Consider the following 4,407-nt stretch of genomic DNA (forward strand, 5'->3'; position numbering starts at 1 on the left):
TTACAAAAGATGGAAGTATTGCAGGGCCTAGAGTATTAGAACATATGGTTGATACAGTTTTATATTTTGAAGGAGAGGCTTCAAAAGAGATTAGGATGCTAAGAGGTTTTAAAAATAGATTTGGTTCAACTTCTGAAATTGGTATTTTTGAAATGACACAAGAAGGACTTGTAAGTGCAAAAGATATTGCATCTAAGTTTTTTGATAAATCAAAAGCACAAAGTGGTTCAGCACTTACTGTTTCAATGGAAGGAAGCCGTGCTTTAATATTAGAAGTTCAAGCACTTGTAACTGAAAGTACAAACCCTAATCCAAAAAGATCAGCAACTGGATTTGATGGAAGTAGATTAAATATGTTACTTGCTTTACTTGAAAAAAAGATTGACTTACCTTTAAATCACTATGATGTATTTGTAAATATTTCAGGTGGAATAAAAATCAAAGAAAGTTCAGCAGACCTAGCTGTGGTTGCTGCAATTATTTCATCATTTAGAGATAGACCTATTTCAAAAGAGTCTGTATTTATTGGTGAAGTTTCATTAACAGGTGAAATAAAAGATGTTTATTCTATTGATATGAGATTAAAAGAAGCACAAGCTCAAGGTGTAAAAAAAGCAGTAATTGCACAAAAACCAAATATGAAACTTGATTTGAAAGTATTTCCTGTTGATGAAGTACACAAAATGATTGAACTCTTCTAAGTAATTTTTTATATTTATCTATTCATTTGTAAAGATTGGATATAATCGCGCAAATAAAAAGGTAAAAAATGATTGACTTTGAAAACAACACTTCTTATGATATAGATATCTCTATTCTTGAAAAGATATCTATATCACTTACAAAAAAAGATATAGAACTTATCATTGTGAATAATGATGAAATTCAACAATTAAATAAAGAACATAGAAATATTGATAAAGCAACTGATGTACTTAGTTTTCCATTAGATTTTGAACTTGAAAATATGCCATTAGGGTCTATTGTTATTTCAGTTGATTTTGTAGAAGAAAAAGCAAAAGAGTACAATCATACTTTTAATGAAGAACTTTCATTGCTTTTTATTCATGGATTATTACATCTTTTAGGTTTTGACCATGAAGTTGATGATGGTGAACATAGAGATAAAGAAGAAGAGTTAATCAAAGAGTTTAATTTACCAAATAGTTTAATAGTAAGGAATTCATAAATGGATTTTATAATTTTCACATTAGCAATGGGTGCACTAATTTATGGTGCTGATTTTATTATTGAAGAGAGTGAAAAAATTGCCCTTCATTATAATATTTCACATTTTGTAATTGGAGCAACATTAATTGCATTAGGAACATCACTTCCTGAAATGGCAGTTTCAATATCAGCTTCTATAAAAGGAAGTGCAGATATCGCTGTTGCAAACGTAATAGGAAGTACGATATTTAATATATCCTTAGTTTTAGGTGTAGTATTTATACTTGCTAAAAAAATCAATCCAGATAGAGATATTTTTGCAAAAGATTCAGCATGGTCTTTATTTCCAATTTTAATATTTATTTTAATGGCAATTGATGGAAAACTAAACTTTATTGATGGTATTTTATTTTTATTATTAATGGCTTCATATTTAGTATTCTTAATCTCATCAAATAGTATCGATGAAATTGATGAAGAATTAGAAAAAGAAAAATTCGCTTGGGGAAAAAGTATTTTACTTTTATTAGTTGGATTTGTATTTGTAGTTGGTGGAGCTGATTTTGCAATTGACAGTGCTTCAAATATTGCAAGAACTTTTGGTATTTCTGAATGGATTATTGGATTATTCTTAGTTGCATTTGGTACATCTTTACCTGAATTAACTATTTCAATCAAAGCAGCACTTAATAATAATGCTGATTTAGCAATTGGAAATATTATTGGTTCTAATGTTGCAAACTTTACTATGGTTTTAGGATTAACATCAATTATAAATCCACTTAACGTAGACTTATCAGCAAACTTCTTTGATATTGCAGCTGCATTTATTGTTACCTTAATGTTAGTATTTATTACTGCTAATAAACTTTATAATAAATCTGCTGGTATTGCTTTATTGGTAGTATTAGGATTAGTGATACAAAATAGTTTAGCATAAGCTAAACTATTTTATTTCTTTAAATATTATTTTGAGCAATGAGGACAAAGTCCTGAAAAAACAATATTTGTAGATTTTATTTCAAATTTACTTAATGTTGAGGCATCTTTTAATACATCATTTGTATTAATAGTTACATCTTCAATAGCTCCACAAGATGAACAAACCAAATGAGCATGTTCTGCTTTTACTAACTCAAAAACTGACTTAGTATTTGGTATTTTAACTTCTGATAAAAAAACCTTTTCTATCATTGCATTAATATTCTTATATATAGTTGCTAAAGAAACTGATGGAAATTTTGCCAATAATTTTTTGTATAAATCATCAATATTCATATGACCATTTAAATAAAGTTCTTCAACAATAGCAACTCTTTGTGGAGTAACTTTCAAATCATAATCTTTTAATAAACTTGTATAATTTGTCATTTTTACTCTTCCTTTTAGGAAAAAATACAATATTTTCTATCTTCCCCTATTAATTAATCTGATATCATATCTTAGTTTATATTAAAGTTTTAAAATTTTTGTTTAAATATTAAAATTTGCAAAGGAAAATAATTATCCTTTAAGTTTAGCTTCCCTATAATTCTTCAAAGGATAAAAATTATCCTCTAATAAATATTTAACATAGGATTTAAAATGAAACAATATCAAACTTATAAATGTAATAAATGTAACTGTGAAGTAGAAGTTCAAGAAGTAGGAGTTAACTCAAAATTATCATGTTGTGGTGAAGAAATGGAAATGATTACACAAAATTTAACGGCTGTTAATTTAATGAAAGCATTTGCAGGTGAATCACAAGCTAGAAATAAATATGAGTTTTTTGCTCAAGTTGCTTTTGAAGAAGGATTACATAGAATTGCAAGATTTTTCCAAGAAGCTGCAAATAATGAAAAATATCATGCAATGGCAGAATTTAAAGCTTATAATAAATTAGTTCATAACGTAGAGTTAGACTCAACTGCTAAAAATATTGAATATGCAGCTGATGGTGAAAAGTATGAGCATGAAGAAATGTATCCAAACTTTGAAGAGATTGCTAAAGAGGAAGGTTTAAAAGAAATTGCAAGAATGTTTAAAGCAATTGGAAAAGTTGAAGTTGAACATGAAAAAGAGTACTTAGAATTAAAACAAGAGTTAATAAATGAAGGATTCTTAGAATCAGAGGATAAAGATGAAGAGTGGGTTTGTGAAGTTTGTGGACATGTTCACAGAGGCAAAAAACCACCAAAACAATGTCCTTTATGTGCTGTTGAAAAAGAGTATTTTAAAAAAAGAAATAAAGATGTAACTGTTGGATAATTTAAGATAACATTTATCATTAAAAGCATAGAATTTAATTATACTAAAACACTAAAGGAAATTATAATGAGACAATATGAAACTTATAGATGTAATAAATGTGGAAATGAAGTAGAATTACAAAGTGTTGGTGGAGGTACATTACAATGTTGTAATGAACCAATGGAAATGATTACAAAAAACTTAACAGCTGTTAATTTAATGAAAGCATTTGCAGGTGAATCAATGGCTAGAAATAAGTATGAATACTTTGCAAAAATTGCACAAAAAGAAGGTTATAGAGATATAGCTGAGCATTTCCAAAGAGCTGCAACAAATGAAAAGATGCATGCTAAACTTGAGTTAAAACAATATAATCTAATGACTATAGGTAAAGAATTTGGTGATACTGTAGAAAACCTTAACTATGCAATTGATGGTGAATCTTATGAAAACACTACTATGTATCCTGATTTTGCAACCATTGCAAAGGAAGAAGGTCATAATGAAGTAGCAAGATTACTAAAGGCTATTGGAAAAATTGAAATTGAGCATGAAAATATGTATAGAGAACTTCTAAAAAGATTAGAAACAGGTGCTGAATTTGAAAGTGAAGAGGAAGAAGAATGGATTTGTGAAGTTTGTGGACATGTTCATAGAGGAAAAAAAGCTTTAAAAGTTTGTCCTGTATGTGATCATCCGCAAGAGTATCAATCAAGATTAAACTCTAAAAAATAACTTTATCTTATAAAAATAATATTTTCGATAATATAGTATAAATTATTGGAGATATTATTTGATAAAACTACTTATTCTAACTTTTTTACTTCTTAATTGTTTTGCAAAAGATTTTACTATTAGCTCATACAATGTTGAAAACTTATTTGATTTAGAAAAAAACAATACAGAATATAAAGAGTTTATTCCATATAGTAAATCAATGTGGAATAAAAAAAACTTTGATATAAAAATGAATAATACAATTAGAGTATTAAAAGATTTAAATAG

At 27.4% G+C, this 4,407-nt stretch carries 6 protein-coding genes and 1 pseudogene; 6 read left to right on the forward strand and 1 reads right to left on the reverse strand.

Annotated elements, in window-relative coordinates:
• The 3 genes from ACERKK_RS11585 to ACERKK_RS11595 all read left to right on the forward strand — a co-directional run.
• The coding region (locus tag ACERKK_RS11585) for a magnesium chelatase domain-containing protein (RefSeq protein ID WP_373773237.1) at positions 1-701 on the forward strand (701 nt) is incomplete at its 5' end.
• 68 nt (positions 702-769) lie between these two features.
• A complete protein-coding gene (gene ybeY / locus ACERKK_RS11590) occupies positions 770-1,189 on the forward strand; it encodes an rRNA maturation RNase YbeY (RefSeq protein ID WP_373773238.1) in 420 nt (139 codons plus the stop codon).
• Positions 1,190-2,110, forward strand: coding sequence for a calcium/sodium antiporter (locus tag ACERKK_RS11595; RefSeq protein WP_373773239.1), 921 nt, complete (start codon positions 1,190-1,192; stop codon positions 2,108-2,110).
• Between the two features lie 26 nt (positions 2,111-2,136).
• On the opposite strand, the gene ACERKK_RS11600 is transcribed toward ACERKK_RS11595, so the two are convergent.
• Entirely contained in the window at positions 2,137-2,541 is a 405-nt protein-coding gene (locus tag ACERKK_RS11600; RefSeq protein ID WP_373773240.1) for a Fur family transcriptional regulator, read from the reverse strand.
• Positions 2,542-2,754: 213 nt separating this feature from the next.
• On the opposite strand from ACERKK_RS11600, the gene ACERKK_RS11605 reads away from it, so the two are divergent.
• The 3 genes and pseudogenes from ACERKK_RS11605 to ACERKK_RS11615 all read left to right on the forward strand — a co-directional run.
• Positions 2,755-3,420: a ferritin family protein gene (locus ACERKK_RS11605; protein WP_373773241.1), complete on the forward strand. Its 666-nt coding sequence runs from the start codon at positions 2,755-2,757 to the stop codon at positions 3,418-3,420.
• Between the two features lie 66 nt (positions 3,421-3,486).
• Positions 3,487-4,137 carry a ferritin family protein gene (locus ACERKK_RS11610; RefSeq protein ID WP_373773242.1) on the forward strand — a complete coding sequence of 217 codons (651 nt, stop codon included), beginning with the start codon at positions 3,487-3,489 and terminating at the stop codon, positions 4,135-4,137.
• A 58-nt stretch (positions 4,138-4,195) separates the two neighbouring features.
• Positions 4,196-4,407, forward strand: a pseudogene (locus ACERKK_RS11615) (endonuclease); the annotation flags it as partial.

Origin of the sequence: Poseidonibacter sp. (genome assembly GCF_041821165.1) — a bacterium.
GTDB lineage: Bacteria > Campylobacterota > Campylobacteria > Campylobacterales > Arcobacteraceae > Poseidonibacter.

Bases quoted from the DNA above. Each gene is read 5' to 3' on its own strand.
- ACERKK_RS11610 (WP_373773242.1), top strand. From the start codon at position 3,487: ATGAGACAATATGAAACTTATAGATGTAATAAATGTGGAAATGAAGTA.
- ybeY (WP_373773238.1), top strand. From the start codon at position 770: ATGATTGACTTTGAAAACAACACTTCTTATGATATAGATATCTCTATT.
- ACERKK_RS11605 (WP_373773241.1), top strand. From the start codon at position 2,755: ATGAAACAATATCAAACTTATAAATGTAATAAATGTAACTGTGAAGTA.
- ACERKK_RS11600 (WP_373773240.1), bottom strand. From the start codon at position 2,541: ATGACAAATTATACAAGTTTATTAAAAGATTATGATTTGAAAGTTACT.
- ACERKK_RS11595 (WP_373773239.1), top strand. From the start codon at position 1,190: ATGGATTTTATAATTTTCACATTAGCAATGGGTGCACTAATTTATGGT.